The organism is Rhizobium sp. A37_96 (assembly GCF_053521765.1).
Window position 1 is genome coordinate 342,687 of the sequence record NZ_JBNWDS010000003.1, and the last position, 24,609, is coordinate 367,295.

22 protein-coding genes are annotated in these 24,609 nt (G+C 61.4%); 10 read left to right on the plus strand and 12 right to left on the minus strand.

The genetic code is table 11. The features are described from left to right. Positions 1–327: 327 nt before the first annotated feature. The 7 genes from ACQZ6J_RS13355 (at position 328) to ACQZ6J_RS13385 (ending at position 8,155) form a co-directional block, all read left to right on the plus strand. Positions 328–1,923 (plus strand): ABC transporter substrate-binding protein, encoded by a 1,596-nt coding sequence (locus ACQZ6J_RS13355; protein WP_449084401.1) that lies wholly within the window; start codon positions 328–330, stop codon positions 1,921–1,923. Continuing rightward, on the plus strand, positions 1,908–2,954 hold the full coding sequence (locus ACQZ6J_RS13360; RefSeq protein ID WP_449084460.1) for an ABC transporter permease: 1,047 nt from the start codon (positions 1,908–1,910) through the stop codon (positions 2,952–2,954). The genes ACQZ6J_RS13355 and ACQZ6J_RS13360 overlap by 16 nt, the downstream gene beginning before the upstream one ends. Then, positions 2,951–3,790 carry an ABC transporter permease gene (locus tag ACQZ6J_RS13365; RefSeq protein WP_449084402.1) on the plus strand — a complete coding sequence of 280 codons (840 nt, stop codon included), beginning with the start codon at positions 2,951–2,953 and terminating at the stop codon, positions 3,788–3,790. Before ACQZ6J_RS13360 ends, ACQZ6J_RS13365 begins: the two co-directional genes overlap by 4 nt. After that, positions 3,787–5,463 (plus strand): dipeptide ABC transporter ATP-binding protein, encoded by a 1,677-nt coding sequence (locus tag ACQZ6J_RS13370; protein ID WP_449084403.1) that lies wholly within the window; start codon positions 3,787–3,789, stop codon positions 5,461–5,463. The genes ACQZ6J_RS13365 and ACQZ6J_RS13370 overlap by 4 nt, the downstream gene beginning before the upstream one ends. Further along, positions 5,456–5,728: a hypothetical protein gene (locus ACQZ6J_RS13375; protein WP_449084404.1), complete on the plus strand. Its 273-nt coding sequence runs from the start codon at positions 5,456–5,458 to the stop codon at positions 5,726–5,728. Before ACQZ6J_RS13370 ends, ACQZ6J_RS13375 begins: the two co-directional genes overlap by 8 nt. After that, positions 5,725–6,870, plus strand: a complete 1,146-nt coding sequence (locus tag ACQZ6J_RS13380; RefSeq protein ID WP_449084405.1) for an LLM class flavin-dependent oxidoreductase — start codon at positions 5,725–5,727, stop codon at positions 6,868–6,870. Before ACQZ6J_RS13375 ends, ACQZ6J_RS13380 begins: the two co-directional genes overlap by 4 nt. Before the next feature lie 76 nt (positions 6,871–6,946). Next, positions 6,947–8,155 (plus strand): GNAT family N-acetyltransferase, encoded by a 1,209-nt coding sequence (locus tag ACQZ6J_RS13385; protein ID WP_449084406.1) that lies wholly within the window; start codon positions 6,947–6,949, stop codon positions 8,153–8,155. Between the two features lie 223 nt (positions 8,156–8,378). Here the strand turns inward: ACQZ6J_RS13385 and ACQZ6J_RS13390 are convergent, their stop codons facing one another. From ACQZ6J_RS13390 to ACQZ6J_RS13420, 7 genes are all read right to left on the minus strand, one after another. Then, positions 8,379–8,519 carry a hypothetical protein gene (locus ACQZ6J_RS13390; RefSeq protein ID WP_449084407.1) on the minus strand — a complete coding sequence of 47 codons (141 nt, stop codon included), beginning with the start codon at positions 8,517–8,519 and terminating at the stop codon, positions 8,379–8,381. Positions 8,520–8,575: 56 nt separating this feature from the next. After that, the gene (locus ACQZ6J_RS13395) at positions 8,576–9,793 is read right to left on the minus strand and encodes an FAD-dependent oxidoreductase (protein WP_449084408.1); all 1,218 of its coding nucleotides are present in this window, start codon (positions 9,791–9,793) and stop codon (positions 8,576–8,578) included. Positions 9,794–9,798: 5 nt separating this feature from the next. Next, on the minus strand, positions 9,799–10,986 hold the full coding sequence (locus ACQZ6J_RS13400; RefSeq protein WP_449084409.1) for an Atu1372/SO_1960 family protein: 1,188 nt from the start codon (positions 10,984–10,986) through the stop codon (positions 9,799–9,801). 48 nt (positions 10,987–11,034) lie between these two features. Next, positions 11,035–11,697: an amino acid ABC transporter permease gene (locus ACQZ6J_RS13405; RefSeq protein ID WP_449084410.1), complete on the minus strand. Its 663-nt coding sequence runs from the start codon at positions 11,695–11,697 to the stop codon at positions 11,035–11,037. Then, on the minus strand, positions 11,694–12,353 hold the full coding sequence (locus ACQZ6J_RS13410) for an amino acid ABC transporter permease (protein WP_449084411.1): 660 nt from the start codon (positions 12,351–12,353) through the stop codon (positions 11,694–11,696). Before ACQZ6J_RS13410 ends, ACQZ6J_RS13405 begins: the two co-directional genes overlap by 4 nt. Before the next feature lie 10 nt (positions 12,354–12,363). Beyond that, entirely contained in the window at positions 12,364–13,116 is a 753-nt protein-coding gene (locus ACQZ6J_RS13415; RefSeq protein WP_163985233.1) for an amino acid ABC transporter ATP-binding protein, read from the minus strand. Positions 13,117–13,294: 178 nt separating this feature from the next. After that, a complete protein-coding gene (locus ACQZ6J_RS13420) occupies positions 13,295–14,176 on the minus strand; it encodes an ABC transporter substrate-binding protein (RefSeq protein ID WP_449084412.1) in 882 nt (293 codons plus the stop codon). Positions 14,177–14,388: 212 nt separating this feature from the next. On the opposite strand from ACQZ6J_RS13420, the gene ACQZ6J_RS13425 reads away from it, so the two are divergent. After that, positions 14,389–15,414, plus strand: a complete 1,026-nt coding sequence (locus tag ACQZ6J_RS13425; RefSeq protein WP_163985714.1) for a GlxA family transcriptional regulator — start codon at positions 14,389–14,391, stop codon at positions 15,412–15,414. Positions 15,415–15,505: 91 nt separating this feature from the next. Here the strand turns inward: ACQZ6J_RS13425 and ACQZ6J_RS13430 are convergent, their stop codons facing one another. Continuing rightward, positions 15,506–16,420, minus strand: a complete 915-nt coding sequence (locus tag ACQZ6J_RS13430) for a DMT family transporter (RefSeq protein ID WP_163985231.1) — start codon at positions 16,418–16,420, stop codon at positions 15,506–15,508. A gap of 335 nt (positions 16,421–16,755) precedes the next feature. Between ACQZ6J_RS13430 and ACQZ6J_RS13435 the strand changes: the two genes are divergently transcribed. Continuing rightward, positions 16,756–18,852, plus strand: a complete 2,097-nt coding sequence (locus tag ACQZ6J_RS13435) for a putative bifunctional diguanylate cyclase/phosphodiesterase (RefSeq protein ID WP_449084413.1) — start codon at positions 16,756–16,758, stop codon at positions 18,850–18,852. Between the two features lie 49 nt (positions 18,853–18,901). Here ACQZ6J_RS13435 and ACQZ6J_RS13440 read toward each other — a convergent pair whose 3' ends face one another. The 4 genes from ACQZ6J_RS13440 to ACQZ6J_RS13455 all read right to left on the minus strand — a co-directional run bounded on the left by ACQZ6J_RS13440 (position 18,902) and on the right by ACQZ6J_RS13455 (position 22,750). Then, the gene (locus ACQZ6J_RS13440; RefSeq protein WP_449084414.1) at positions 18,902–19,993 is read right to left on the minus strand and encodes a lactonase family protein; all 1,092 of its coding nucleotides are present in this window, start codon (positions 19,991–19,993) and stop codon (positions 18,902–18,904) included. 63 nt (positions 19,994–20,056) lie between these two features. Beyond that, on the minus strand, positions 20,057–20,959 hold the full coding sequence (gene kdgD, locus ACQZ6J_RS13445; protein ID WP_449084415.1) for a 5-dehydro-4-deoxyglucarate dehydratase: 903 nt from the start codon (positions 20,957–20,959) through the stop codon (positions 20,057–20,059). A 40-nt stretch (positions 20,960–20,999) separates the two neighbouring features. Next, positions 21,000–21,971, minus strand: a complete 972-nt coding sequence (locus ACQZ6J_RS13450) for a mannonate dehydratase (RefSeq protein WP_449084416.1) — start codon at positions 21,969–21,971, stop codon at positions 21,000–21,002. 62 nt (positions 21,972–22,033) lie between these two features. Beyond that, entirely contained in the window at positions 22,034–22,750 is a 717-nt protein-coding gene (locus ACQZ6J_RS13455; RefSeq protein ID WP_449084417.1) for a FadR/GntR family transcriptional regulator, read from the minus strand. 372 nt (positions 22,751–23,122) lie between these two features. On the opposite strand from ACQZ6J_RS13455, the gene ACQZ6J_RS13460 reads away from it, so the two are divergent. Then, positions 23,123–24,601: a sugar ABC transporter ATP-binding protein gene (locus tag ACQZ6J_RS13460; RefSeq protein ID WP_449084418.1), complete on the plus strand. Its 1,479-nt coding sequence runs from the start codon at positions 23,123–23,125 to the stop codon at positions 24,599–24,601. Positions 24,602–24,609 lie beyond the last annotated feature (8 nt).

Here is a 24,609-nt window from a genome sequence, read left to right on the forward strand (position 1 = left end):
GATTGTTTCCACTTATTTTCTATAGTTTTTATGTAGAATTGAAACGGTGGAACGTTCCAATTGAGCTGCCCGCGAAGAAAATAATCTGCCGAAAATTGGCTTTCGTCGAAAAAAGCGTGCCGTTTTGAGATGCTCTCATCCACGCCGCGAAGCCATTCGCCGAAATCACCGTCTGCATGGACTGCGTCACGGCAGGCGGCCGCATCATGAAAGCGGAGAACGATTTTCCCCACAAATTGCGCTTTTTAGAACGGAACGACCGCGCCAACGATCGTATTCCGTTGCATAAATCTATCAAATCTATAGAAAATAAATGGACCAGGATCTATGGCCTTCGACGGACTTTCGAGAAACACGGCTTCGCGCTTTCTGGGCGCCCTGCTCGGGCTGGTGCTTGTCTCCGGCGCCGCCTTTGCGGAAGACAGGGGTGGCACGCTGAACCTGATCGTGCAGCCGGAACCGATCTCCCTGAACCCGGGCATCAATCGCCTCGGGCCGGCAACCTTCGTCGGCGACAAGATTTACGATTCGCTCGTCAGCTACGCCCAAAAGGATCTGGCGCCGATCCCGCGGCTCGCCGAAAGCTGGACCGTTTCGCCCGACGGCAAGACCTATACGTTCAAGCTCAGATCTGGCGTTACCTGGCATGACGGCGTGCCCTTCACCTCCAAGGACGTTGCCTTCAGCTACAATGACTTCCTGCCTGCGCTGCAAGCCCGCTCGCGCGATCTGCGCAACGAGATAGACCGCATAGAAACGCCGGACGATCTAACCGTCGTCTTCACCCTGAAAAATCCCTATCCGGCTTTCCTTCGCTCGCTGAACGCAGCCATTGTTCCCGCGCACAAATATGTCGGCGTCACCGATTTCCGTAACGCGCCGGCCAATGCCGAATTCATCGGCACAGGGCCGTTCAAGTTCGCGGAGTGGAAGAAGGGCAGCCTGATCCGCCTCGTGCGCAACGACAAATATTGGGATGCCGGCAAACCCTATCTCGACGAAATCGATTTCCAGATCATACCGGATGCAAATTCGCGAGCGATTGCTTTCGAGACCGGCCAGGTGGATGCGCTGCGGTCGGGCGATGTCGAGAATTTCGATATCCCGCGTCTATCGGCGCTTGAGGGCGTGAAGACACGCGAGGACGGCTGGGAATATCTGCAACCGATCGGCTATGTTCACCTCAACAACCGCAATCCGATCCTCGCGAAACTGCAGGTTCGACAGGCCATCACGCAGGCCATCGATCGCGATTTTATCATCAACACGATCTTCGCGGGCTTCGGCAAGCCCATCAACGGTCCGTTTTCGAGCCTGTCTGTCTACAAGGATGCAAGCGTCGAAACCGTCTACCCGTTCGATCCGCAGAAGGCTGCGGCGCTGCTTGACGAAGCCGGCTACAGGCCGGGGCCGGACGGCACGCGCTTCACATTGAAACTGGTCCCGCTTCCCTATGGCGAACTCTGGTCCCGTGAGGCCGAATATCTGCGCGAGGCTCTCGGCGCAGTGGGAATCAAGGTCGATATCGTTTCCACCGACGTTGCCGGCTGGTTCAAACGACTAACCACCTTCGACTATGACATCGCCGAGAACTTCGTCTATACGACCGCCGACCCGGCGATCGGTATTTCCTACGGTTACAAGACGGTCAAGGGCGACAATGCCGGCACGACCGGCGCCAATGTCAACGGCTACTCCAACCCGGAAGTGGATGCCTTGCTGGATCAGGGCGCCCATGAGCCCGACGAAGCCAGGCGCAAAGAGATTTACTCGAAGGTGCAGCAGATCGTTTCGCATGACGTGCCTCTGGTCTGGACCCATGACATCGTATTCCCCACCCTGTATCGAGACAGGGTGCAGGATCTGATCACGACCGCGCTCGGCACGGACGACAACTTCGCATCGGTCTGGCTCAAGAAATGAACCAGGCGTCTAAACGCGGTCGCGTGCATGGACAGGGAGCAGCCTTGGCCTTCGCCAGGGCCGTTTCGCTTCGGCTTGCCAAGGCCGGGTTCATTCTCTTGGCGGTCATCGTCCTGACATTCGTACTCGTCCGCCTTGCCCCGGGCGATCCCGCCCTCCTGCTCGCAGGCGATCAGGGTGGAAGCGATCCGGCGTTCGTCGCCGAAATCCGCCAGCATCTCGGTCTCGACGGTCCGATTGACGTGCAGCTCTGGCATTATCTGCAGGCGATTGTCAGGCTCGACTTCGGCACCTCCTATCGCGATCAGCGGCCGGTGATCGACATCGTGCTGGAAAGACTGCCGGCAACATTGCTGTTGACGGTTTCCGCCTTCGTCTTTTCCATCGTCGCGGGTGTGGGCCTCGGCGCCCTTGCAGCACGCCGGCCGGGCTCTGCGATCGACAGCATCGTCACGACGATATCCGTCGCCTTCTTCGCCATGCCGATGTTCTGGATCGGGCTGGTCTTTATCATCGTCTTCGCCGTGAAGCTGGGCTGGTTGCCGTCCTATGGCATGCAGACCCCTTCGGCTGCAGCCAAGGGCGGCTGGGCGGCATTCGGCAATCTCGCCGCGCATATGGTCCTGCCGGTTCTGACGCTTGGCCTCTACTACATGTCGATCCACGCGCGGGTCAGCCGCGCAGCGCTCCTGCAGATCTCCGACATGGATTTTATCCGCACCGCCCGGGCCAAGGGCCTTCCGGCCTGGCTCGTCTGGCGCGATCATCTCCTGCGAAACGCGCTTCTTCCGACGATCACCGTTGCGGCCTTGCAGGCCGGCCAACTGATCGGCGGTTCGATCCTAGTCGAGACGGTCTTCGCATGGCCGGGCATCGGCAGGCTTGCCTTCGATTCGCTTGCAAGCCGCGACTACAACGTCCTTATCGCCGTGTTCATCCTTTCCTCGTTCGGCGTTCTCATCGCCAACCTCGTCGCCGACATGGCCTACCGCATGATCGACCCGAGGATCGACCGGGAGGCGAGGACATGATCCGCCGCCCACGCCATCCCTTGCTCCGCGCGCCGGTCCTGTTCGGCTTCGCCGTACTCGCACTCCTCGCCTTTTGCATCATTTTCGCCGACGTGCTTTATCCGGGGGATCCCTGGCGCATGGTGGCGCGGCCAAATCTGCCGCCGCTGTCGCCCGGCTACCCGGCGGGGACCGACATGCTCGGCCGCGATCTGGCCGCCGGCCTCGTCCATGGTGCCCGCGCCACCCTTGCCGTCGCGCTCAGCGTCGTCTGCCTTGCCATCGGCCTTGGCGTGACGCTCGGCCTTGCCGCCGGTTATCTCGGCGCGGCCGTCGATGAAGTGGTGATGCGCATTACCGAGTTCTTCCAGACGATTCCGGGGCTCCTGCTGACGATCATCATCGTGGCGATCCTGTCACCGACCCGCCTCATCGTCGTCCTGGCGATCGCGCTCATCTCCTGGCCGCCGGTCGTGCGCATCGTCCGCGCCGAGGTGCTGTCGCTGCGTCGGCTCGATTGGGTTCGCGCCGCCCGTGTCAGCGGACTGTCGCATCTGCGCATCGCATTCCTGCATGTGCTGCCGAACGTATTGCCGCAGGTGATGATCCAGGCCTCTCTTCTCGTTGCCGGTGCGGTCATGATCGAATCCAGCATCAGCTTTCTCGGACTGGGCAATCGTGACGCCGTCTCCTGGGGCTTTCTGCTCGGATCCGGCCGTACCGCCTTCAGCGTCAACTGGTGGCTCTCCACCCTGCCCGGACTGGCGATCTTTCTCACCGTGCTTGCCTTCAATCTGGTCGGCGATGGCCTGGAACGCTGGATGAATCCGAAAAGCGGAGCGGGAGGCGGGCGATGAGCCAATCGCAATCCGCCGCGACGGCACCCCTGGTCGAAATCGAAAATATCGACATACGGCTTCCGGAGGGCGGCGAGCGGGAGCTTGCCGTTCGTGACGCGACCCTGTCCATCGCGCGCGGCGAAGTGCTCTGCGTTGTCGGCGAAAGCGGCTCGGGCAAGTCGGTGCTCGCCTCTGCCATTGCCGGCCTTCTTCCCGGCAACGGCCTTCGGGTCGAGCGGGGGAACCTGCGTTTTGCGGGCGAGGATGTGCTTTCTCTCAATAAAACGGCGCTCCGGCGCCTGCGCGGCGCGCGGATCGGTTACATTTTCCAGGAACCGATGACGGCGCTCAACCCGCTATTGACCATCGGCCGGCAGATCGCGGAAGCGCTCACGGCTCATGGCCACCCAGCACCGCCGGAACGGATCGCAGAGCTTCTTGCCGCCATGCGTCTACCCGATCCGGGCACGCTCGGCCGGCGTTATCCGCACGAACTTTCAGGGGGCCAGCGCCAGCGCGTGGCGATTGCCATCGCGATGGCCTGCGGGCCCGATCTCCTGATCGCCGACGAACCGACCACCGCGCTCGATGTGACGACGCAAGCGGAAATCCTGCGGCTCATTCTCGACCTGCGGGCCCGTCACGGGCTCGCCGTGCTGTTCATCACCCATGATTTCGGCGTGGTACAAGACATCGCCGACCGCATCGTCGTCATGCAGGCCGGCGAGATCGTCGAACAGGGGAACGCGGAACAATTGCTCGCCGCGCCGGCCCATCCCTACACGCAGAGGCTGCTTGCCGCGGTGCCGAAACTTGAAGCCCGGCGCCCTCCGCTTCCTTCAGGTCTGCCGCCAGTGCTGGAGCTTGAAGGCATTGACAAGACCCATTTCAGCCGCCGCCGCTTCCTTGGCCCAGCCCGGCCGGCGACACAGGCGCTGAGGGGGATCGATCTGACATTGCGCATCGGCGAGACGGTTGCGCTGGTCGGTGAAAGCGGATCGGGCAAATCCACTCTCGGGCAGGTCATCACCGGTCTTGTCGAACGCGATGCCGGCACCTTCCGTCTTTCCGGCGAGGCGATAAGCCGTGCTCAGGAGCTGTTCACGCACGAGAGACGGCCTGCCGTGCAGATGGTGTTCCAGGATCCGCAATCCTCTCTCAATCCACGCCACAGCATCCGTCGCATCCTGACGGAGCCTGTGCTGCAAGCCGGCCTATCGAGAGAAGAAGCCGAATCCCGCATGGCGGAGCTGCTCTTGCGCGTAGGGCTGGATCCCTCCTCCGCCGATCGGAAGCCGCATGCCTTTTCCGGCGGCCAGCGCCAGCGCATCGGCCTTGCCCGTGCGCTGATGCCAAAGCCGCGGCTGCTGGTGGCCGACGAGCCGGTTTCCGCGCTCGACGTGTCCGTGCAGGCACAGGTCCTCGATCTCCTGGCCGAACTTCAACGCGACCTCGGGCTTGCGATGTTGTTCATTACCCACGACCTGCGCGTGGCGGCCAGGGTGGCCGACCGCATTGCGGTGATGCAGCACGGACTGATCGTGGAAGAGGCCGCGACCGCCGATCTTCTGCTGGCGCCACAATCCGTTTACGCCCGTGCGCTTGTTGCCGCGGTTCCGGGTCGGAACAGAGAGATGGAATCCGCTGCAAACAACGCGTCTCGAGTCCTTGAAGAAATGCCCCATGATTGAGCTGACAAACCGGGAGGCGGCCCGCAAGCCGCTGTTTTTGGACACCTTCAGAATGAACACCGCGAACCACGTCCCCCAGGGACATTGGCGCCATGTGATCGACAATCTCCCCGTCGCCAATGCGACGCTCCCTGATCGCCTGATTGGCACCGGCGCCTTGGGAGCGGATCATCCCGATGCGGCCTTCGCCATCATTCGCGGAAGCCGCACCGCGCTTGACCGGGATCATCGTTCGGCTGCGGCCAATAAAAGGATCCCGGCATGAGTGGCAACATCCACCTTCATTGGTACCTGCCGACAAATGGCGACAGCCGGGGCCTGACAGGCTCTGGAGCCGATAGCCATGTCGTGGAATTTTCCGGCGGCTTCCGCGCACCAACTCTCGCCTATCTCGGCGAGGTGGCACGCGCCGCTGAAGCGCAGAATTTCCACGCCGTTCTTACGCCAACCGGCACATGGTGCGAGGATGCCTGGATTACCACCGCCGCGCTTTCCCGCGAAACGAAGCGGCTGAAATTTCTCGTCGCCTTCAGGCCTGGCCTCATATCGCCGACGCTCGTCGCCCATCAGGCGGCGACCTTCCAGCGGATGACCGGTGGGCGGCTGCTTCTCAACGTCGTGACGGGCGGCGATCGCTTCGAGCAGGCGCGCTTCGGCGATCATCTGGACCATGACACCCGCTATGAGAGGACGGAGGAATTCCTCTCGGTGGTGCGCGGCGTGACGTCCGCGTCTGCGGACCAGCCATTTTCTTTCAAGGGTAAGCATTACGACATCCGCGAGGCAAGCATCGACACCGGTCCGTACGATCTGCCGGAGATCTTCTTTGGCGGCGCAAGCACTGCCGCCCAAGAGGTCGCGGCCGGTCAGGCCGATGTCTACCTGGTCTGGGGGCGGCCGCCGGCAATGGAGGCCGACAATATCGCACAGCTAAAAGCGCGAGCGGCTGCCAGAGGTCGTTCGCTGCGCTTCGGTGTGCGCCTGCATGTCATTTCGCGCGATACAGAGGATGAAGCCTGGGCCACGGCCGACAAACTTCTTGCCTGGCTCTCGCCGGAGCGGGTGCGAAAGAACCGGGAGCTCCTCGCCAAATCCGAATCCGTCGCCCAGAGCCAGATGTCGGCGCTGCATGTGGGGCGCGAAGGCGTCCCGGCTTCGGCGCGTGAACTGGAAATCCATCCCGGCCTCTGGTCCGGCTATGGCCTCGTGCGCGGGGGAGCGGGCACCGCTCTCGTCGGGAGCCATGCGCAAGTTGCCGACCTCATCGAAGCCTACCATCGCGTCGGCTTCGACCATTTCATCCTCTCCGGGCAGCCTCATCTCGAGGAGGCCTGGCATTTCGGCGAGGGCGCAGCGGCGCTTCTCAAGGCGCGGGGCCTTCTCGCTCCGGTGTCCGCGCAATCATAAGAAATGGCACATGTCATCACCTGCAATCGAAGACTGAATTCCCGAAAGTCGTAAAATGACATTGGACAACATTCGCATGGACATACGATCGCTGAATGATGAAGACGGCCGGCGCAAGGCTTTTGCCCTGTTCCGGCAGGCCTTGCTGGGTATCGGTGACTTTGGGCGCACCAATCCCGACACCGAAACCCGGTTTCTGGCAGAGGGCCAACCGCTTGGCGGCTTCGAGGGCGATGTGCTGCGAGGCGTCGTCAACGGCTATGATTCATCAATCACCCTACCCGGCGGCCGGCGCGTGCGCCATCTCTCCGTCACACATGTCGGCGTGTCTCCGGACGCGACACGTCGCGGGATTGCTCGCCAGCTCATCATCGAGCAGCTTCGCCGTGCCCGCGCAGATGGCTATGTCGTCGCGGGCTTGCGGGCATCGGATGCCCGCATCTACGGCCGATACGGTTACGGCGTTGCCTCCTGGTCGGTCCGGCATGAACTCGATCTTACCCGCACCGGGCTTGCGGTCTCAACCGCGCGAGAAGGACTTCGCATCGTCGATGCTCGTGAGAGCTTCACCTTGTTTCGAAAAATTGCCGACGCGGATCCGTCGCCGCGAGCAGCGACGCTATCGCGCTGGGATGGCTGGTGGTCCATTCAGGAATTCCGTACCGTCTCCGGCACAACGCCCCATCACGCCGTCGTCTTCGGTGCCGAGGGTCACGAGCGCGGCTATTTGCGCTTCCATGTCGAGTCCTCGGACAACTGGTTCACCTCATCGCGTCGTACCGTGATCGTCGACGATCTCGTCGCCCATGACGATGAAGCCTGGCGGGCCCTGATTGGCCACCTCTTCACGCAGGATATCCTGCACCAGGTCACCTTTCCATCCCGGCCGGTGGATGATCCGCTGCCTTTGCTTCTCCACAATCCTCGAGCGCTGGAGATATCCGGCCGGCGCGACGAAAGCTGGATACGACCTCTCGATCTCGAAGCCTTGCTTTCGGCCCGCCGATATGGCGGCACGCGCCAGGTCACGATTGCCGTCGAAGACGACTTGTTCCATGACAATGGCGGTACCTGGTCTCTCGGTCCGAAGGGTGCGGAGCGAGGCAGCGAGACGGCGGAGGCTCATGTCACAATCGCGGAACTGGCCACGCTGATCTTCGGGGCGCAGAACGCCTCGCTTCTTGCTGCTTCCGGGCGCATCAAGACGACCTCCGTGGACGTGGCCGAGGAGCTGGACCGCGTGTTTGCCGCCAGCCGCCAGCCTCATTCAGGCATCTCATTCTGAGAGCGACATGCATTGCCCCAGCCCGCGACGAAGCTGCCTGGCAGGAGAGTTGGAAGAGCAAAAAGGGATATAATCCAAGACGATGGACCCTTTAGTTGTCGTAACCAACGCGCCAGGCAGGCCAACAATTGAAGCAATTGCAAGCGGGCCGGATAGCTTCAATGGCAGTGTGACAGGGATCACCGATCGGCTTCCTCTCGCACAGGCGAGCGAACAACGCGCTTCAGTAGTAGATAAGCGCCACCTGCCACGCCGATACCCGCAAGCCATGAAAGGTCGATGCCGCCTGTCCTTGAGAAGATCCAGATGTTCTCGGATCATCTCGATACTCAGTCCAGACATCCGCCAGCGCGCGATCTTTCATCGGCCCCTCCAACGGCTGTGAAAGCCAGGAGCGAGGATGGCCAACAGACCGAGCCTTCAGGTCGTCGAAGATAAGATATTAAGCAGCCGGCGCGCGCTGCCCATCGCCAGCGTCCAGCCGAGCATGCCGTGACCGCCGTTGACATAGAGGCCGGGAATTCTGCGGGATGGCGCAATGATCGGCTGTGACGATGGCGTCATTGGGCGTTCGCCAGACCAACGCGCTTCACCGGCTTGCGCTGTGAAATAGCCCGGCAGGACGCTGTTTGCCATATCCCGCAGAACCGCGAACCGGTCCGTATCGAAGCCGGCGCCCGATCTTTCGATGTCCGCAAGGCCGGCCACGCGCAAACGAACGCCGATGGCGGCGAAGGCGAGTTTGCGCTTCACGTCCGTCAAGCTTACGCGCGGCGCGCCGTCCCGCCATTGAACCGTCAGCGAATACCCGCGCACCGGCTGCACGGAGGCCGCTTCCGGCAAGGCGGCGGCAAGCGTGCGGATCAGCGGCCCGGCGGTGACGACGGCCGCATCGACGGCGAGCGCATCGCGGTCGGCGAATTTTACCGCCGATAGTCTGTCCTTATAGCGTTCGAATCCGGCGACCTTCGCGCCGAAGAGCCTTTCGACGCCGTAACGAGCGACAGCGAAACCGGTCAGTTCGCGGCAGAAGGCCGCCGCGTCCCCAAGCGCATCGCCGGGCGTATGTACTGCCCCGGCAATTTCGCCCTGATAGGACTTCAAGGCCGGCTCGACCTCATCGGCTTGCGCCCGCGACAAAAGCCGCTGGTCCAATCCAAGCTGGCGCTTGCGCTCAACCAGCGGACCGGCGCGTGAAAAGCTCGCCGCATCCGGATAGAAATGCAGTTTGCCGGCGACACGGTAGTCGAAGGATAGCGGCGCCTCGTCCAGAAGCGCGGCTAGTTCCCGGCGGGATTCATCCGCGAGCTGCAGGATTGCGCTCGTATTGCTCCACCAGCGCCTGTCCGGCATATTGGCGAGAAACCGCAATCCCCAGATCATGAAATCCGGATCGAGCCGGAAGCGGACACGGAAGGCCGGATCATGGCCGGCGACGATCCCCGGCAGATGTTTCAGAAGCGACGGAGACGCCATCGCATCGCCATAGGCCCACGAAAGCTGGGCCGCATTGCCGGCGCTCGCCCCTCGCCCCGGCTCGACTTCCGCATCGATAAGCGTGACTGCGTGACCGGCCTTCGCCAGCATGTAAGCCGAGGCGACGCCGACAACGCCCGCCCCAATGACGGCAACTCGCATGGAGATCATCCCTCTCCGCCGTTCGTCACGGCGGTCAGCTCGATCTCCACCGGCACGCCGCGCGGCAACGATCCGACGCCGATGGCGATGCGGGCGTGCTGCCAGCACGTTGGAAAGAGCTCGCGCAGCAACTCGGACGCGCCGTCTATCACCGCGCCGTGCTCTGTGAATTCCGGAGTGGCCGCCACATAGCCGGCCAGCCGCACGAACCCCTTCACCCGATCCAGCCCGCCGGCGGCGAGTTCCAATTGTGCCAGTGCGTTGAGCAGCGCCCACCGCGCGCATTCCCGACCTTGATCGAGGCTGACGGCACCGCCAAGATGCCCCTTGCAAAGCACGGCCTTATCCTTGAGCGGCACCTGACCGGACACAGTGACGAAGTTGCCGGTGGTCAAGGCTCCGACAAACGCACCTGGGGGCCCGGAAGCTTCCGGCAAAGCCAGTCCAAGGGCGGCAAGCCGCCTGCGGACCGAGCAGGTTTCCGGCGAATCGGCTTGCGGCTTGCGGCCGGCGCTGTGCCCGATGAAGCGCCTGAGGATCGCACGGTCGAATTCGCTCAGGTGGTATTCCGGATGCCATTGCACCCCGAGGCAGAACGTATCCGTCTCGCCCTCGATCGCCTCGACCACCCCATCGGGCGCGCGCGCCGCAATGCGGAACCGACCCGCACCGGTCAGTGCATGGCGATGCAGGCTATTGACGGAAACCTCCGTCATTCCCGCAATGGAGGCCAGCATGCTGCCGGGCTCGACCGCGATCCTGTGGGCGATACGGTCGGGAATGTCGGCGGGAATATGATCGACAGACCCATCCGGCAGGCTCGTCGTGAAGGTTCCGCCGAGAAATTCGCCCATGATCTGCATCCCGTTGCAGATCCCGAGCAACGGCTTGCCTGCCTGAAGTGTTTGCCGGATGAGTTCCAGCTCGAATTCCCGCCGCTCGGGAAGCGCTTCACGACCAGGCGTCGTGCCGGTCAGCAAAACGCCGTCCCCTAGGGCAACCAGCATGGCGATATGCTGGCTCTGATACGGCAGGATCAACGAAATGCCGCCGGCCTGTGCAATCGCCTCGGCATAGTTGGCCCGCACCACATATTCCGCCTCGGTTTCGGCGATGTCGGACGCCCGGAAATCCGGGGACGTCAGGATGATCGGCCGGCGCGGCGCGATGCGTCCTTGGTCATTCGTATTCATGGTCTTGTCTCTTGTTTCGAACGAGGTGTCATGCGACGGCGATGCGCTCTAACGGACAGTGCGCGGCGACAGCCGTTTCGACAGCAGCGAAAACGGCCAGGCGATGAAGAAGTAGCAAAGTCCCACGGCCAGAAAGATTTGCAGCGGGAGGAAATAATCCGTCGACATCGATCGGCCCGTCAGCATCAGTTCGTCGACCGTGATCAGCGAGGCGAGCGAAGAATCCTTCAGCAACGCAACAAAAGTCACGATCAGCGGCGCGGCGATGACACGCATCACCTGCGGCAGAACGATCAGCCTGAAGCTCTGATACGGCGTGAAGCCGACGGCAAGCGCGGCCTCGCGCTGTCCCTTCGCAATCGCCATCAACCCGGCACGAAACAATTCCGCTACTTGCGCCGCGAAGGCGAGCGCCAGCCCCAATACGCCGGCGGTGAAGGCATTGAAGGTGATGCCGATGCCGGGAAGACCGAAGTAGAGCAGGAACAGAATGGCGAGCAGCGGTATGCCGCGAACGACCGAAACATACAGCGAAACGAGACGTTGCAGGAGGGGCGAACGAACATTGCGGCACAGCGCCAGCAAGAGACCGAGGACCAACGAGAGTGCGAAGGCTGTGACCGACAGAGCCGCGGTCGTCCACATCGCTTCGAGAAGCGCCGGCAGCCATTCCGCACCGTATTCGACATAGGGTTCAAAGAATGCGGTCATGCCTTGACCCTCCCGTAACGGGTTTCGAGAACGCGGATCGCCTGCATCAGCGGCAAGCCGAGCAGCAGGTAGAGGCCGGCGGCCGTCGCATAGATCAGCGTCGTCTGGAACGAGGACGTGACCATCGAACGCGCATAGAACATGATCTCCGGCGCGGCGATGGCCGAAACGATCGAGGTGTCCTTCAGAAGCTGGACGGCGTAGTTGCCAAGCGACGGCAATGCGATGCGCAGGGCCTGCGGGGTCAGGATGTCGAAAATCGTCTGGAGCGGCGTAAACCCGACGGCGAGCGCGGCCTCGCGCTGGCCGTTCGGCAGCGCCGCAAAGCCCGAGCGGAAGAGGTCGCAAGTCACCGCGCCACCGATCAGGCCGAGGCCGAGAATGGCCGCGGCGATGGACGAAAGCCGGAGGCCGATGCTCGCCAGCCCGAAATACAGGATGAAGAGATGGGTGAGCGCCGGAATGTTGCGCATGATTTCGCAATAGGTGTCGATCAGGGCGTGAACCGCCCACAGCTTGCTGAATTGACGGGCGAGCGCCAGTCCAAAGCCCAGGCAGACGCCCAGCGCCAGTGAGGCGAGCGTGACCAGCACAGTGACGCCGATGCCGGCGGCAAGCCCCTCCAACACCATAAGAAAGATCGATAATCCGCTCATCGCGCCGCCCTCAATGCCGGATCTGCTTGAGGAAAGCCTGCGTGCGCCGTTCGCGCGGTGCGAGAATCAACTCCCGCGCCGCCCCCTGTTCGGCAATCACGCCGCCGTCGAGAAACATCACCCGATCCGCGATGTCGCGGGCGAAGGCAATCTCGTGGGTGACGATCAGCATGGTGCGCCCCTCGGCGGCCAGTTCTTCCATCACCTTCAGCACTTCGTGCACCAGTTCGGGATCGAGCGCCGACGTCGGTTCGTCGAACAGCATCAATTTCGGTTTCTGGGCCAAAGCGCGGGCGATCGCCACCCGCTGCTGCTGGCCACCGGAAAGTTCGAGCGGCGACGCATCGGCGCGATGCGTCATATGGACCTTGGCCAGCATTTCGAGCGCCAGCTCACGCGCTTCCTTCGCCGAAAGGCCGCGCACCTTGCGGGCGGCGATCGCCACGTTTTCGGTCACGGAAAGATGCGGCCAAAGATTGAAGAGCTGAAAAACCATGCCCATCTCGGCGCGCTGTGGCGCAAGCTGACGGTCGTTCATCGGCCGGCCGGCGGCCATGCCGATCTGCTCGTCATCGAGGCGGATCTCTCCGGCTGTCGGCTTCTCCAGAAAATTAAGACAACGCAAGCAGGTGGATTTTCCCGAGCCGGATGGGCCGATCAAAGCGATCTTCTCGCCCGCCGCCACCTCGAAATCGATCCCCTTCAGAACCTCCACGGTTCCATAGCTCTTGCGCAGACCCGTCACGCTCAGCAGCGGGCTCATGGCATTCCCCTTTTTATCGTTTTGGTCGAACCAGAGGGACGGCGCCCTAAAATGCGCCGTCCAGGTCTTGAAGACTTAACCGGTGGAGACGAGATCACCTGAAAGGCTCCGTCCTTTCCGTTTCCGTGCAACTTCGGAGGCAAAACCGCTGCGCGCTTTTGCTGTCACTCCTCCGATATCAGCCGGCCGTCTTGCAGGACGGCAGCTTGTAATCGGCCGGGCGGTCCACGCCGGCGCGGAAGTTCTCGCCAGCCGGCGTGTACCAGACATCGGCGGAAAGGCCGTAGCGCTCGCCGATTTCCTTCATCGCGCAGGTCTTCCACATCTCGTCGATGATGGCGTCGACCTTCTGGTGCAAATCGTCGTTCTTCTTGTTGAAGCCATAGACGACCTGACCGAGACCGGTCAGCAGCGGGAAGTCGGGATTGGTATCGATGAAGGCGAGGAAATGCATGTGCCAATCGGGATTCTTCTTGATCGCAAAGGAAACGACCGGCGGATCGCCGATGACGGCATCGATGCGCCCCGCGATCAAATCGCGCACGGCGGCGTCCGCCGTGTCATAGAGCGAAAGCTCCAGTCCCTTGATTTTCTTGAGTTCCGGCACGAAGGAAAAACCGGTGATCGTGCCGACCTTCTTGCCTTCGAGATCGGACAGCTTGTCCCAGCTGGTCTTGTCGGACTGCATGATGCCGTTCTTGAAGTAGTGGATCGGCTCGGACAGCGACATGATATTGGCGCGCTTTTCCGTCCAGCCCATCGTGCCGAGCATGACGTCGACGCGGCCGGACTCAACAGAGGCGATCGTGCCCGACCACTCCATCAACGCCGGCTGGATCTTCAGCCCCAGCTTGTCGGCGATTTTCTGCATGATTTCGCCGTCATAGCCGATCAGCTTGCCGTCCTGCCAGCCGGAGCCCGGCATGTCGCCGGTGAAGGCGACCGTTAGTTTGCCCTGTTCCACCAATTCGAAAGCCTTCGCGGCGGTCGAAAAAACCGAAAAGCTCCCGCCTGCCAGCAGCGCGCACACCACCAGCCTTCTCGAAAGAGAAAGTGCCATTTGTCAGATCCTTGACGTTAAGAGTTCCCTGATCCGGTTGTTTTTGCGGTCCGGATGCTTGTGTTCAACGCGTAAAGAATGCCGCCAAACCGACGGGTTGGATTTTATAAATTGGACATTTTCTTTTAAAAACGGACATGCCAGGCTATGCTTTCCCATCAAGGGAGAGTGCTGTGGACGAAAAGACCGGCGTTTCGGATGGACAGAAGGATATGGACTACGTCGGCTGGCTGGACAGCCTGTGGGCCGAACGCCTGCTTTCGGCGCGCGACCACAAGCCGGATATTTCGGTGGGCATCCTGCTCTGGCCGACCTTTCCCCTGATGTCGCTGACGGGCGTCATCGAGCCGCTTCGTCATGCCGCCGATTTCGGCGACAATTCGCGGCCGCTTCATTGCCGCTGGTCGATCATGGGCAAGCCGGGCTATAGCGCTGCGGCGAGCTGCGGCATCCGCGTCCAGGCAGATGCCGCCTACATCAATCCGACGGATTTCGACTATGTCGTCGCCATTGGCGGCCTGCTGCCGCATCTCAGAGCCGCCCCCGCTTCGCATCGTGACTATCTGCGCGTGGCGGCATCCGCCGGCGTGACGATCATCGGGGCCTGCACGGGATCGTTCATCCTCGCGCAGGAAGGCCTGCTCGTCGATCGCAAGGCTGCCGTCCATCCCTATCATTCGGAGGATTTCCGAACTGCCTTCCCGCGCCAGGCCTTTTCCACACGGGACGACTTTCTGATCGACAAGGGGCGCATCACCGTTCCGGGGGGAACCTCGATCCTGTCACTGATGACCCAGCTCATCCACAATCATTGCGGACCGGACCGCGCGGCGAAGGCCGTCCACCAGCTATCCCTCACAACTCCGAAGGGCATGAGTGTCTTCGACCACGAAAGAGCATCGACCTTTCGCCATGTGAGCGACGCACGCCTGCAAAAGGCCATCGTGCTCATCGAAAGCCGGAAAGGACGCGACGTATCACCGGAACAGGCAGCCGCCGCCGTGGGCCTTTCGCCACGTCAGTTCGCCCGCCTCTTCCAAACGCATATCGACATGACGCCGAAACATTTCATTCTTGAAACGAGGCTGCGCTATGCACGCTTTCTGCTCGAAAATGGCTCGCTGGCGATCACAGCCATCGCGCATGAAACCGGCTTTTCCGATTCCGCGCATCTGGCAACTGCGTATCGCAAGAAATACGGTACATCACCGAGCGAAATGCGGAAAGTCAGCAAGTGAAGATCGCCCGAAAGGGCCGCCAGGCGACGCATCCGCGCTTCACCGGACGAGCGCAGCAAGATTACTCGCTGGAGAATGGCCGGCGGCGCGTCTAGTGCCCGTCCCGGGCGACGGCTTCCTTGGGGATCGTGTCGGTGACATTCTTGCGGTGGAAGATGAAAAGGCCGGCGAGCACGATGATGACAGATCCGATGATGATCTGGGCGTCCGGAATATCTCCGAAGAAGACAAAACCCAGCACGATCGCCCAGATGAGCAAGCTGTACTGCAGCGGAGCCAGAAGCGACGCGGGGGCAAGCTTCAGCGAGCGGGTAATCAACATATGGGCGCTGCCGGCAACGATGCCGAGCGCCAGCATGGCGCCGATATCAAGAACCGATACCGATCGCCAATTGCCGATGCTGAGCACCAATCCGGCCGCAAGCGCGCCAATCGTCTGCCAGGCAACGAGCGTTGCGTCGCCCGTCTGGCGCAGTCGCCGCCCGAGCACCAGCGTCAGCGCGAATGCAAGGCTTCCGCCAAGGCCGAAAAACGACGGCCAGGAGAACATCGCTGCAGAAGGCCTGAGCGCGATCAATACACCGATAAAGCCGACGAGAACCGCCAGCCAGCGCCGCCAGCCGATCCTCTCGCCCAGGAAGAAGTGCGAGATCGCCGCGACATAGATCGGGCCGGCCATATAGAAGGTCATCACGTCGGCAAGCGGCAGATAGGTGACCGCAGCATAAAAAAGGGCGACATCGACTGTCGCCATCACCACCCGCAGCAGCTGCAGCGAGGGCTGTTCGAGGCGAAACAGGGCTGCCTTATCCTGTCTCGCGATCATGGGAGCAAGAATAAGGAACGCACCGAACGAACGGATAACCAGCACCTGTCCGACCGAGAAACTCGCGACCAGCCATTTGCCCATGGCATCGTTCAACGAGAACAGAAAGTCGCCGAAAAGCATCAAAAGCATGCCGGCGAGCACCAGATTGCCGTTCGCTACGGCTTTGCCAGCACGCATACTGATTTATCCTTGCGATTCTTGAATTCCCACCATCCGGGCTTTAGCCGGTTTTGCCCTCTTCCCGCAAGGCAATCCGCTCTGTCTGCTCCAGAAGAAGGCTCTGCCGCGCCGCCGGCCGTCTCGGGAAAGCAGCGACAATCTTACCGCCCCGATTGAGCGGATATTCATACATTATATTATATGACAATATCCACACGGATGGATGAGCCAGGCTGCCGGCCGTCGGATCAGAAGCCATGCGCGTCTGCTTCGGAAGCCAAGATGCTCGATACGCCGTCATGATTGCATAATTGCCTGCCGATATTGTCCGCTCGCCGAGTGAGAGTATGTAGATGACACAGCAGCCGGGTAAATCGCCCAAGCGACCGCATGGGGATGAAAAGAGCGACGACCGGCAGCGTCGTAGCATGCTCGAATTGCTCCGGGCCCAATATCAGTCCCTCTCCGAGCGCTACGAATGGCTCGAGGCGATGATCAACTATGTGCCGGACTTCATCTATGCCAAGGACAGAGACAGCCGCTTCCTCTTTGCGAACCGGGCCACCGTCCTCAACAACGGCTTCACGCATGTCGAGGAACTGATTGGCCTGACGGACGCGGAAATCCATCCGCTAGCTGATGCCCACAAGATCGAGGAAGTGGAAAGGCGCGTCATGGAGACCGGCGAGGCCGACCTGGGCGTCGAGGAGCGACGCCTAAGGGGCGAAGGCTGGCTCATGATGTCCCGGGTGCCGCTGAGAGACAGGAACGGCAACATCATCGGCGTTGTCGGAGCCTCCCGCGATATATCCGCCCGCAAACGGGCGGAAGAGTTGATGAGCGCACAAACGAAGCTGCTGCGGGAGGTCGCGCGAGGCGTCGACCTCGACCTGTTTTTCCAGGAAGCGCGCGCTTTGCTTGAGCGGCTGCTGAACGGAAGGCCAGTCAGCTTCATTCTCGGTGATGAGCAACCCGCGCCGATTGCCGGCGAGATTCTGAAATTCCCCATTTCCTCGCGAGATGGCGGCAGGCACGGAACGCTGGTGGTAGCGAAGACCGACGGCAACGAAGCCGGGCTTACGGAGTTCCTTGCCGGCATAGCGCAAACGGTCGGAATCGCCATTGATCGCCATCGGGATATCGCGCGCATCGCCTATCTGGCCGAGCACGACGCACTGACCGGCCTGCCAAATCGCACGCTCCTCGACAGCAAGCTCGGCCGTCTGTTGGAGACGGCGGCAACAGACGGGGTGCCTCTCGCCGTCGCCTTCGTCGATCTGGATAATTTCAAGCTGGTGAACGACAATCTCGGTCATGCGGCCGGTGACGAATTGCTGAAGGTGGTCGCCCGGAGAATATCCGCCTGCGTTGGAAATGACGGCCTTGTGTCGAGGATCGGCGGCGATGAGTTCATCCTTGTCCTCCGGCAGGCTCACGATTCCATACACGACAAGTTGAAGGCCATCCTTGAAGCGATATCGGAACCTTTGACCATCGCCGGTGTCGCCATCCGGACAACCTGCAGCATCGGCGTGGCCTGCTCTGCCGAGCACGGCACTACGGCTTCGGACCTGTTTGCAAACGCCGACATGGCGCTCTACCGCGTCAAGGAATCCGGGCGCAACGGCATTCAACTGTTCTCGCCGGCCATGGCCGAAGACGCGCGCAACAAGCTCACACGCATCGAAGAACTGCGCCACGCGGTCGAACGGGACGAGTTCCTGCTCCACTATCAGCCGCAAAAGGATATCCGCACAGGCAAGGTGATCGGGGTCGAGGCGCTCGTGCGATGGCAGCATCCCGATGAAGGTCTGCTGCCGCCAGGTGCCTTCATCCCATTGGCCGAGGAAACGGGGCTGATCGTCTCGATCGGCGATATGGTCTTGCAGAAGGCTTGCCGACAGGCGCGGGCATGGCAGGACCGGGGCCTGCCGCCGCTCCGCATCGCGGTGAACGTGTCGGCGCGGCAGTTTCTGGAAAGCTCGCTGACGGATCAGGTCGCATCGGCACTGCGGTCGGCCAATCTCGATCCGGAATGGCTCGAGCTCGAATTGACGGAAAGCCTGATCATGCGCGATGTCGCTGGGGCGATCGAGCGCATGCAGGAACTGAAGAAACTCGGCGTCAGCCTTGCGATCGACGATTTCGGCACGGGCTATTCAAGCCTCAGCACACTCAGACGCTTTCCGCTTTCCCGTCTCAAGATCGACCGCTCCTTCATTGCCGAGATCCCCGACAAGCCCGGCGACATGGCGATTACCTCCGCTATCGTATCCCTGGGCCGAACTTTGGAGCTGGAAGTCGTCGCCGAAGGCGTAGAAACGGAAGAGCAAGCGCGCTTCCTCGAACAAGCCGGCTGTGAAATGTTTCAGGGCTATCTGTTCGCCAAGCCCCTTCCCGCCTCCGAGATCGAAAGCCTGATCGCCAGGCTGTCGGGAAAAGCCGACTAGGAACGGTGCGCGATCATCCGCTGGACGCTTGTCGCCGGCGGTCTCTCCTTCAGGTGAAAGTCACGATCTCGATCCAGTTCGCGCCCGCATCGACCGGGTATCGGCCGACCAATCCGAGGGCACCGTCCATCTGGCCGATGGCATAGACCGACAAGCTGTCGGATTTTTCGCCGGACGCGACAAGAAAACGGCCCGAGGGATCGATACGGATGCCCCGCGGCTGCAGTTCGGTCGGATAATTCGCGATGTAAGTCAGCGTTCCATCGTGTTCCGAGACATGAAAAAGTGCTATCCGGCTGGTGGTTCGCTCAGTCGTGAACAGAAACCTGCCATTCGGCGTGATGCCGATATCCGCAGCCCAGACCTTCGGCTTGCCGTCATCGGCCGCATTTGCCCCCGACGGGGGAATGCCGGGAGACAGTCCCGCATCTGGGGGCACGGAAGCGACACTTGCGATCTCGGTCAAAGTGCCTGTGACAGCGTCGAGGGCATAGTGGATGACATGGCCGGTCAGTTCCGTCAGAACGTAGAGGGATGCATTGTCCGGCGATACGACTATGTGACGCGGACCGAAACCAGGACCGGTCTCGACCTGCATGGGATCATTCGCCGCCAGTATCCCGATCTCGGAATCGAAGATGAACTGCTGCAGCGCGTCGGAACCGAGATTTGTGGCGAAGACATATCGTCCCGATCGATCGCTGACGATCGAATGAGCGTTGCGCCCCGTAGGCATCACCTGGCTGGCTTCGGCGGTGACGCGTCCGTCCCCGTCGACGAGCAAGACGGCGACCAGGTTGCCGCCATAGGAGGCCGTGAAAAGAAACCTGCCTGACGGATCGGTCGAAACATAAGCCATGCTGTCGGGCAGTGCCGCTACGGCTTCCCGGGTGAGCCTGCCGGTCGCGCTGTCGATTGCCAGCGTCAGCACCCGGTAGGGCTGCGAACGGATGACGGCATAGAGATGCCGCCTGTCCGGGCTGACGGCCATCGGCATGACGGCATGCCCCACGTCCACGCTGGTCACCCGCACGAGCGCGCCAGTCGCCTCATCCATGCTGTAGATGTCGATCGTGCCGGCGATAGCGGCGGCGGCATAGACGAATGTGCGAGACGCTGTGCTGAAGGAAGGTTGAACCATGCGTGACCTCGTTCGAGCATCGTACCGGCGTGACCGGCGATGATGCGAACCTTCTAGCAAATCTCACTCTGCTGCCGCGATAATCTTTTCCAGTATTGCCATTTCCTCCGGCGTCAGATCGGTCAATGGCGGTCTTACCGGCCCGGGGTCCCTGCCAAGAACACGCAGGCCCGCCTTGATGATCGACACCGCATAGCCCTTCTTTCGATTGCGCAACGTCACCAGCGGAAAGAAGAAGCTTCTGAGAATATGGTCGACGGTCACCTGATCGCGCGAGCGAAGTGCCGCGTAGAAACGCTGTGCCAACGTCGGGACAAAATTGAAAACCGCCGAGGAATATGTCGTGACGCCCGCCGCGAAATAGGCCTGCGCATAGACCTCGTGGATCGGCATGCCACCGACATAAACCAGGCGGTCCTTGAGAGTGGTGGTAATCTCGATCACCTTATCGACGTCGCCGACCCCGTCCTTGTAGCCGATCAGATTGGGGCACTCGTCGGCAAGACGGACCAGGCTCTCGGCGCTGAGCACGGCATTGTCGCGATTATAGACGATGACGCCGATACCGACGGCCTGGCAGACCGCCTTGACGTGAGCGATGAGGCCCGCCTGTTCCGCAAACATGAGATAGGGCGGAAGAAGCAGCAAACCGTCCGCGCCGGCCCTTTCCGCCGCTTTGGCGATGTCGATAGCAAGCGACGTACCGTAGCCGGTCCCGGAGATAATCGGCGTGCTGCCCGCCGATGCTTTCGCAGCACGAACGACCTGCGGGATCTCGGCCGGGTTCAACGAGAAGAACTCGCCGGTGCCTCCCGCGGCAAAAAGCGCAGCGGCTCCGTAGCCGGCCAGCCATTCGATATGACCTCGATATTTCGCCTCGTCGAACGTCAGATCCTGACCGAAATGGGTGACGGGAAACGATAGCAGACCGCTGCCAACAGCCTTTTTCAGTTCATTCGCGTCCATGGCGATATCCTGTTCTAGATCTTGGTTGAGTGGTGTTCGTTCAGGCTTGATCGAGCGTCTGGAGAAGAGCGGCGATATAGCCGTAGCAGAAGGCGAAGGCGACGCCCGTCGGATCCCGGCCGCTGATCGTCGGTACGTGGTCGGGCATCAGCATGTATGAATAACCGACTTCCCTGTAGATCCGGGCGGAGCGCACCATGTCCATGTCGCCCTCCTCGGGGAAGGTCTCCATGAAGGAGAGCTTGCCGCCCCGGATGTTGCGGAAATGGACGTTGAAGATTTTGCCGCGGCTGCCAAACCAGCGGATAACGTCGTCGATTTCCTCGCGCGGATGGTCAAGCATTTCCCCGATCGATCCCTGGCAGAAATTCAGACCGTGATAGGGGCTCTCCCGCATCAGCACGAATTTCTTAAGGCCTGCGACCGAACCGAGGACGCGCGTCACGCCACGGTAGCCCGGCGGTGTATAGGGATCATGCGGATGGCAGGCGAGGCGAATGCGATTGCTTTCCGCCACCGGAACGATCCGCTCCAGAAAATAGTCGATGCGTTCCCAGTTGTCGTCTTCCGACAGCACGCCCGCAAGGCCCGGTGCGGCGCGAGGGTCGGTCATATTCCATCGAAAACTCGCGTTCAGCGAACCCCCTCGCCCCCGCTCATCCGGGGTGCGCGGTATGCCGATGAGATTGAGATTGTATTTCACCGCGGGAATTCCGGCGGTCGCCACATCCTCGATCAGCCTGCAGATGGCATCGATCTGGCGATCGCGATCAGGCCCTGCAAGCAGGATATCGGGATAGGTAGCTTTTTCGACGGGCTGTGACGACAACGGAAGCTGAATCATGTCCAGCACCAACCCGAAGCTTTCGACCTTGTCGCGAAGTCGCTCAAGATCGGACAAGGTCCAGTTATCGGGCCTCCCGGGTGGGTCGGCACAAATGTGCTTCACTCCAAGTTGCGCGAACATCCGATAGTCGTCGTCGCGCGCCTCGATCTGCGTTCCCAAATACACCCGCCACGCTCCCTAAACGGCCATATCATATGACATATTATGATTAAATGGCATGTCGAACCTTATTGCGGCTGGAGTTCAGCCAGCAGGCGGTAGCGCCGTTGGCTCGCCATCAAGTGGGCGCGCATCGCCTGGCGTGCCCGTTCCGGATCCTGATCGACAATCGCCGCCAGAATCTCGACATGCTCGGCATGAACCTTCTCCAGATAGGCATGATCATTGGCCTCCGGAAGCGTCGGAAACTGTCCCCGCGGAATGGTGCGCGGGCCGATATGCCTGAGTATATCGACATAGAAGCGGTTGTTTGTCGCGACCGCGACCGCCATGTGAAACTCGAAGTCGGCATCGACGGTTGAAAGCCCCTGCTCCATCAGAGCAGCCATCTTCCGGTTGGCCGCAGCAATGGCTGCCTCTTGTTCCGCGGTCCTGCGATACGCCGCGATTGCAGCAGCCTCACCTTCGGTCGCCATACGAAACTCCAGCAATTCCAGCGTCTCGGGAATGGTCTTGATCTCGACGGGCGTCAATATGAGAGCGGGCCTCGTCGGCGTATCGGAAACGAATACGCCCTTCCCCTGAACCGGCCTGACGAGCCCGGCTGCTCGCAGATCGGCGATCGCCTCGCGCACGACGGTCCGGCTGACCCCAAACGCAGCCTCGAGCCGCGGCTCCGTCGGAAGCTGGTCGCCTGCCCGAAGTTTGCCGGTCTCGATCTGCGTGCGCAATTGGTCGATGACCCGTTGCGCCAGCCGCTGCCGTGCCTGGGCACTGATCGTCATTCTCAATCCCTTGTTTAGCCACCCGCAACCAATAGCGAGAAACCTGCTATCCGCAGCAAATCATAATATGACCTAATGTCAACATAGCATGCTTCAAAACCTTCCGGGCCGAGCGTCCGAGATGACGTTGGGATTTCCGCTCGCCGCCCCGATAGCGGGGGCACCTCGATCACTCCCCACGATCGACGCTCCGCCCCTCCCACCCGTCGGCCACTCTCCGAGATTTAACAGCCTCGCCGCCTCTCGCAGCGAATTCAAAATCGCATGCTTGACATTTGTCGAAAGCACTCCGAATATTGTCAATATTGGTGCCGAGCAGCAATCGTCTCTGTCGTCAGAGCTTGTTTCGGCATCGGGAGTGCGGAGGGGAAAGTGGAATTCCTGCTTGAAGTAGAGGGACTGAAAAAGTCCTTTGGCGGCGTCGCGGCATTGCGCGACGGGCGCTTTCAGTTGCGGCCCGGCTCCGTCCACGCCCTGTGCGGCGGCAACGGTGCGGGCAAGTCGACTTTCCTCAAGATTCTGATGGGCATTCACAAGCGCGATGCCGGCTCCATTCGCCGCCGCGGCAAGGAAGTGGACTACGCCAGCCCCGCCGAAGCGCTCGCCGCCGGCATCGCCATCATCGAACAGGAACTCAGCCCCATCCCGCACATGACGGTTGCCGAGAACATCTATCTCGGCCGCGAGCCATCGGCCCGGTTCGGCGGCATCGACTTCAAGACGATGAACCGCAACGCGCAGGCGCTGCTCGACCGGCTGGAGTTCAATATTCGCGCCACGCAATTCATGATGAACCTTTCGGTCGCGCAGGTTCAGCTGGTCGAAATCGCCAAGGCGCTCAGTCACGACGCCGAAGTGATCTTCATGGACGAACCCACCTCGGCGATCGGCGAAAAGGAAGCGCAGCAGCTGTTTGCCACCATCGAGCGGCTGAAGGCCGAGGGCAAAGGCGTCGTCTATGTCTCGCACCGGCTGTCCGAAATCTTCCAGATTGCCGATTCCTACACGGCCTTCCGCGATGGGTCTTATGTCGGCAGCGGCGCGCTTGCCGATATCGACCGGCCCGGCCTCATTCACATGATCGTCGGCCGCGAGCTTGGCGAGGAATACATCAAGACGAACGTACCGACCGCGACGCCGGGGCTGGAAGTTGCCGGCCTGACGGCGCAAGGCAAAGTCGACGACATCTCCTTCACCGCCCACAAGGGAGAAATCTTCGGCATCTATGGCCTCATGGGGTCCGGCCGCACCGAGATCTTCAACTGCATCTTCGGCGTCGACGCCGTGACGAGCGGCGAGATCAGGCTTTCAGGCCAGCCCATTGTCGTGCGCAAGCCGGCCGAAGCCATGCGGCACGGCATCGCCTTCGTGACGGAAGACCGCAAGCTGACGGGGCTCAATCTCATCGACAGCGTGCGCAACAATATCTGCCTGGCGAGCCTTCCCGAAATGAGCCCGCGCTTCTCGATGGACCGTCGGGCGGAAGCCAGCGCCAGCCAGGACATGATCAAGCGCTTCGGGATCAAGGCGGCGCGCGACAGCATGCCGGTTTCCGGTCTTTCGGGCGGCAACCAGCAGAAAGTCGTGCTCGGCAAGTGGTTCCTGCGCAAGCCGAAAGTGCTGCTGCTGGACGAGCCGACGCGCGGCGTCGACGTCGGTGCCAAGCGCGAGATCTATCGCATCATCTGCGACTTCGCCGCCGAAGGCGGCACCGTCATCATGATCTCGTCCGAAATAGACGAGGTTCTCGGCATGTCGGACCGCATCCTGGTGATGCGCCAGGGACGCTCTGCCGGAATTCTCAAGAGGGAGGAGGCCGACGCGCAATCGCTCGTGCATCTGTCGACCTGAAAGCGACA

What these genes read in the sequence shown, in the direction of transcription:
- ACQZ6J_RS13370 (WP_449084403.1), top strand. Translation starts at nt 3,787, where the DNA reads ATGAGCCAATCGCAATCCGCCGCGACGGCACCCCTGGTCGAAATCGAA.
- ACQZ6J_RS13400 (WP_449084409.1), bottom strand. Translation starts at nt 10,986, where the DNA reads ATGAATACGAATGACCAAGGACGCATCGCGCCGCGCCGGCCGATCATC.
- ACQZ6J_RS13365 (WP_449084402.1), top strand. Translation starts at nt 2,951, where the DNA reads ATGATCCGCCGCCCACGCCATCCCTTGCTCCGCGCGCCGGTCCTGTTC.
- ACQZ6J_RS13410 (WP_449084411.1), bottom strand. Translation starts at nt 12,353, where the DNA reads ATGAGCGGATTATCGATCTTTCTTATGGTGTTGGAGGGGCTTGCCGCC.
- ACQZ6J_RS13390 (WP_449084407.1), bottom strand. Translation starts at nt 8,519, where the DNA reads ATGAAAGATCGCGCGCTGGCGGATGTCTGGACTGAGTATCGAGATGAT.
- kdgD (WP_449084415.1), bottom strand. Translation starts at nt 20,959, where the DNA reads ATGGACGCGAATGAACTGAAAAAGGCTGTTGGCAGCGGTCTGCTATCG.
- ACQZ6J_RS13415 (WP_163985233.1), bottom strand. Translation starts at nt 13,116, where the DNA reads ATGAGCCCGCTGCTGAGCGTGACGGGTCTGCGCAAGAGCTATGGAACC.
- ACQZ6J_RS13385 (WP_449084406.1), top strand. Translation starts at nt 6,947, where the DNA reads ATGGACATACGATCGCTGAATGATGAAGACGGCCGGCGCAAGGCTTTT.
- ACQZ6J_RS13380 (WP_449084405.1), top strand. Translation starts at nt 5,725, where the DNA reads ATGAGTGGCAACATCCACCTTCATTGGTACCTGCCGACAAATGGCGAC.
- ACQZ6J_RS13440 (WP_449084414.1), bottom strand. Translation starts at nt 19,993, where the DNA reads ATGGTTCAACCTTCCTTCAGCACAGCGTCTCGCACATTCGTCTATGCC.
- ACQZ6J_RS13405 (WP_449084410.1), bottom strand. Translation starts at nt 11,697, where the DNA reads ATGACCGCATTCTTTGAACCCTATGTCGAATACGGTGCGGAATGGCTG.
- ACQZ6J_RS13420 (WP_449084412.1), bottom strand. Translation starts at nt 14,176, where the DNA reads ATGGCACTTTCTCTTTCGAGAAGGCTGGTGGTGTGCGCGCTGCTGGCA.
- ACQZ6J_RS13425 (WP_163985714.1), top strand. Translation starts at nt 14,389, where the DNA reads ATGGACTACGTCGGCTGGCTGGACAGCCTGTGGGCCGAACGCCTGCTT.
- ACQZ6J_RS13435 (WP_449084413.1), top strand. Translation starts at nt 16,756, where the DNA reads ATGACACAGCAGCCGGGTAAATCGCCCAAGCGACCGCATGGGGATGAA.
- ACQZ6J_RS13375 (WP_449084404.1), top strand. Translation starts at nt 5,456, where the DNA reads ATGATTGAGCTGACAAACCGGGAGGCGGCCCGCAAGCCGCTGTTTTTG.
- ACQZ6J_RS13430 (WP_163985231.1), bottom strand. Translation starts at nt 16,420, where the DNA reads ATGCGTGCTGGCAAAGCCGTAGCGAACGGCAATCTGGTGCTCGCCGGC.
- ACQZ6J_RS13395 (WP_449084408.1), bottom strand. Translation starts at nt 9,793, where the DNA reads ATGCGAGTTGCCGTCATTGGGGCGGGCGTTGTCGGCGTCGCCTCGGCT.
- ACQZ6J_RS13355 (WP_449084401.1), top strand. Translation starts at nt 328, where the DNA reads ATGGCCTTCGACGGACTTTCGAGAAACACGGCTTCGCGCTTTCTGGGC.
- ACQZ6J_RS13455 (WP_449084417.1), bottom strand. Translation starts at nt 22,750, where the DNA reads ATGACGATCAGTGCCCAGGCACGGCAGCGGCTGGCGCAACGGGTCATC.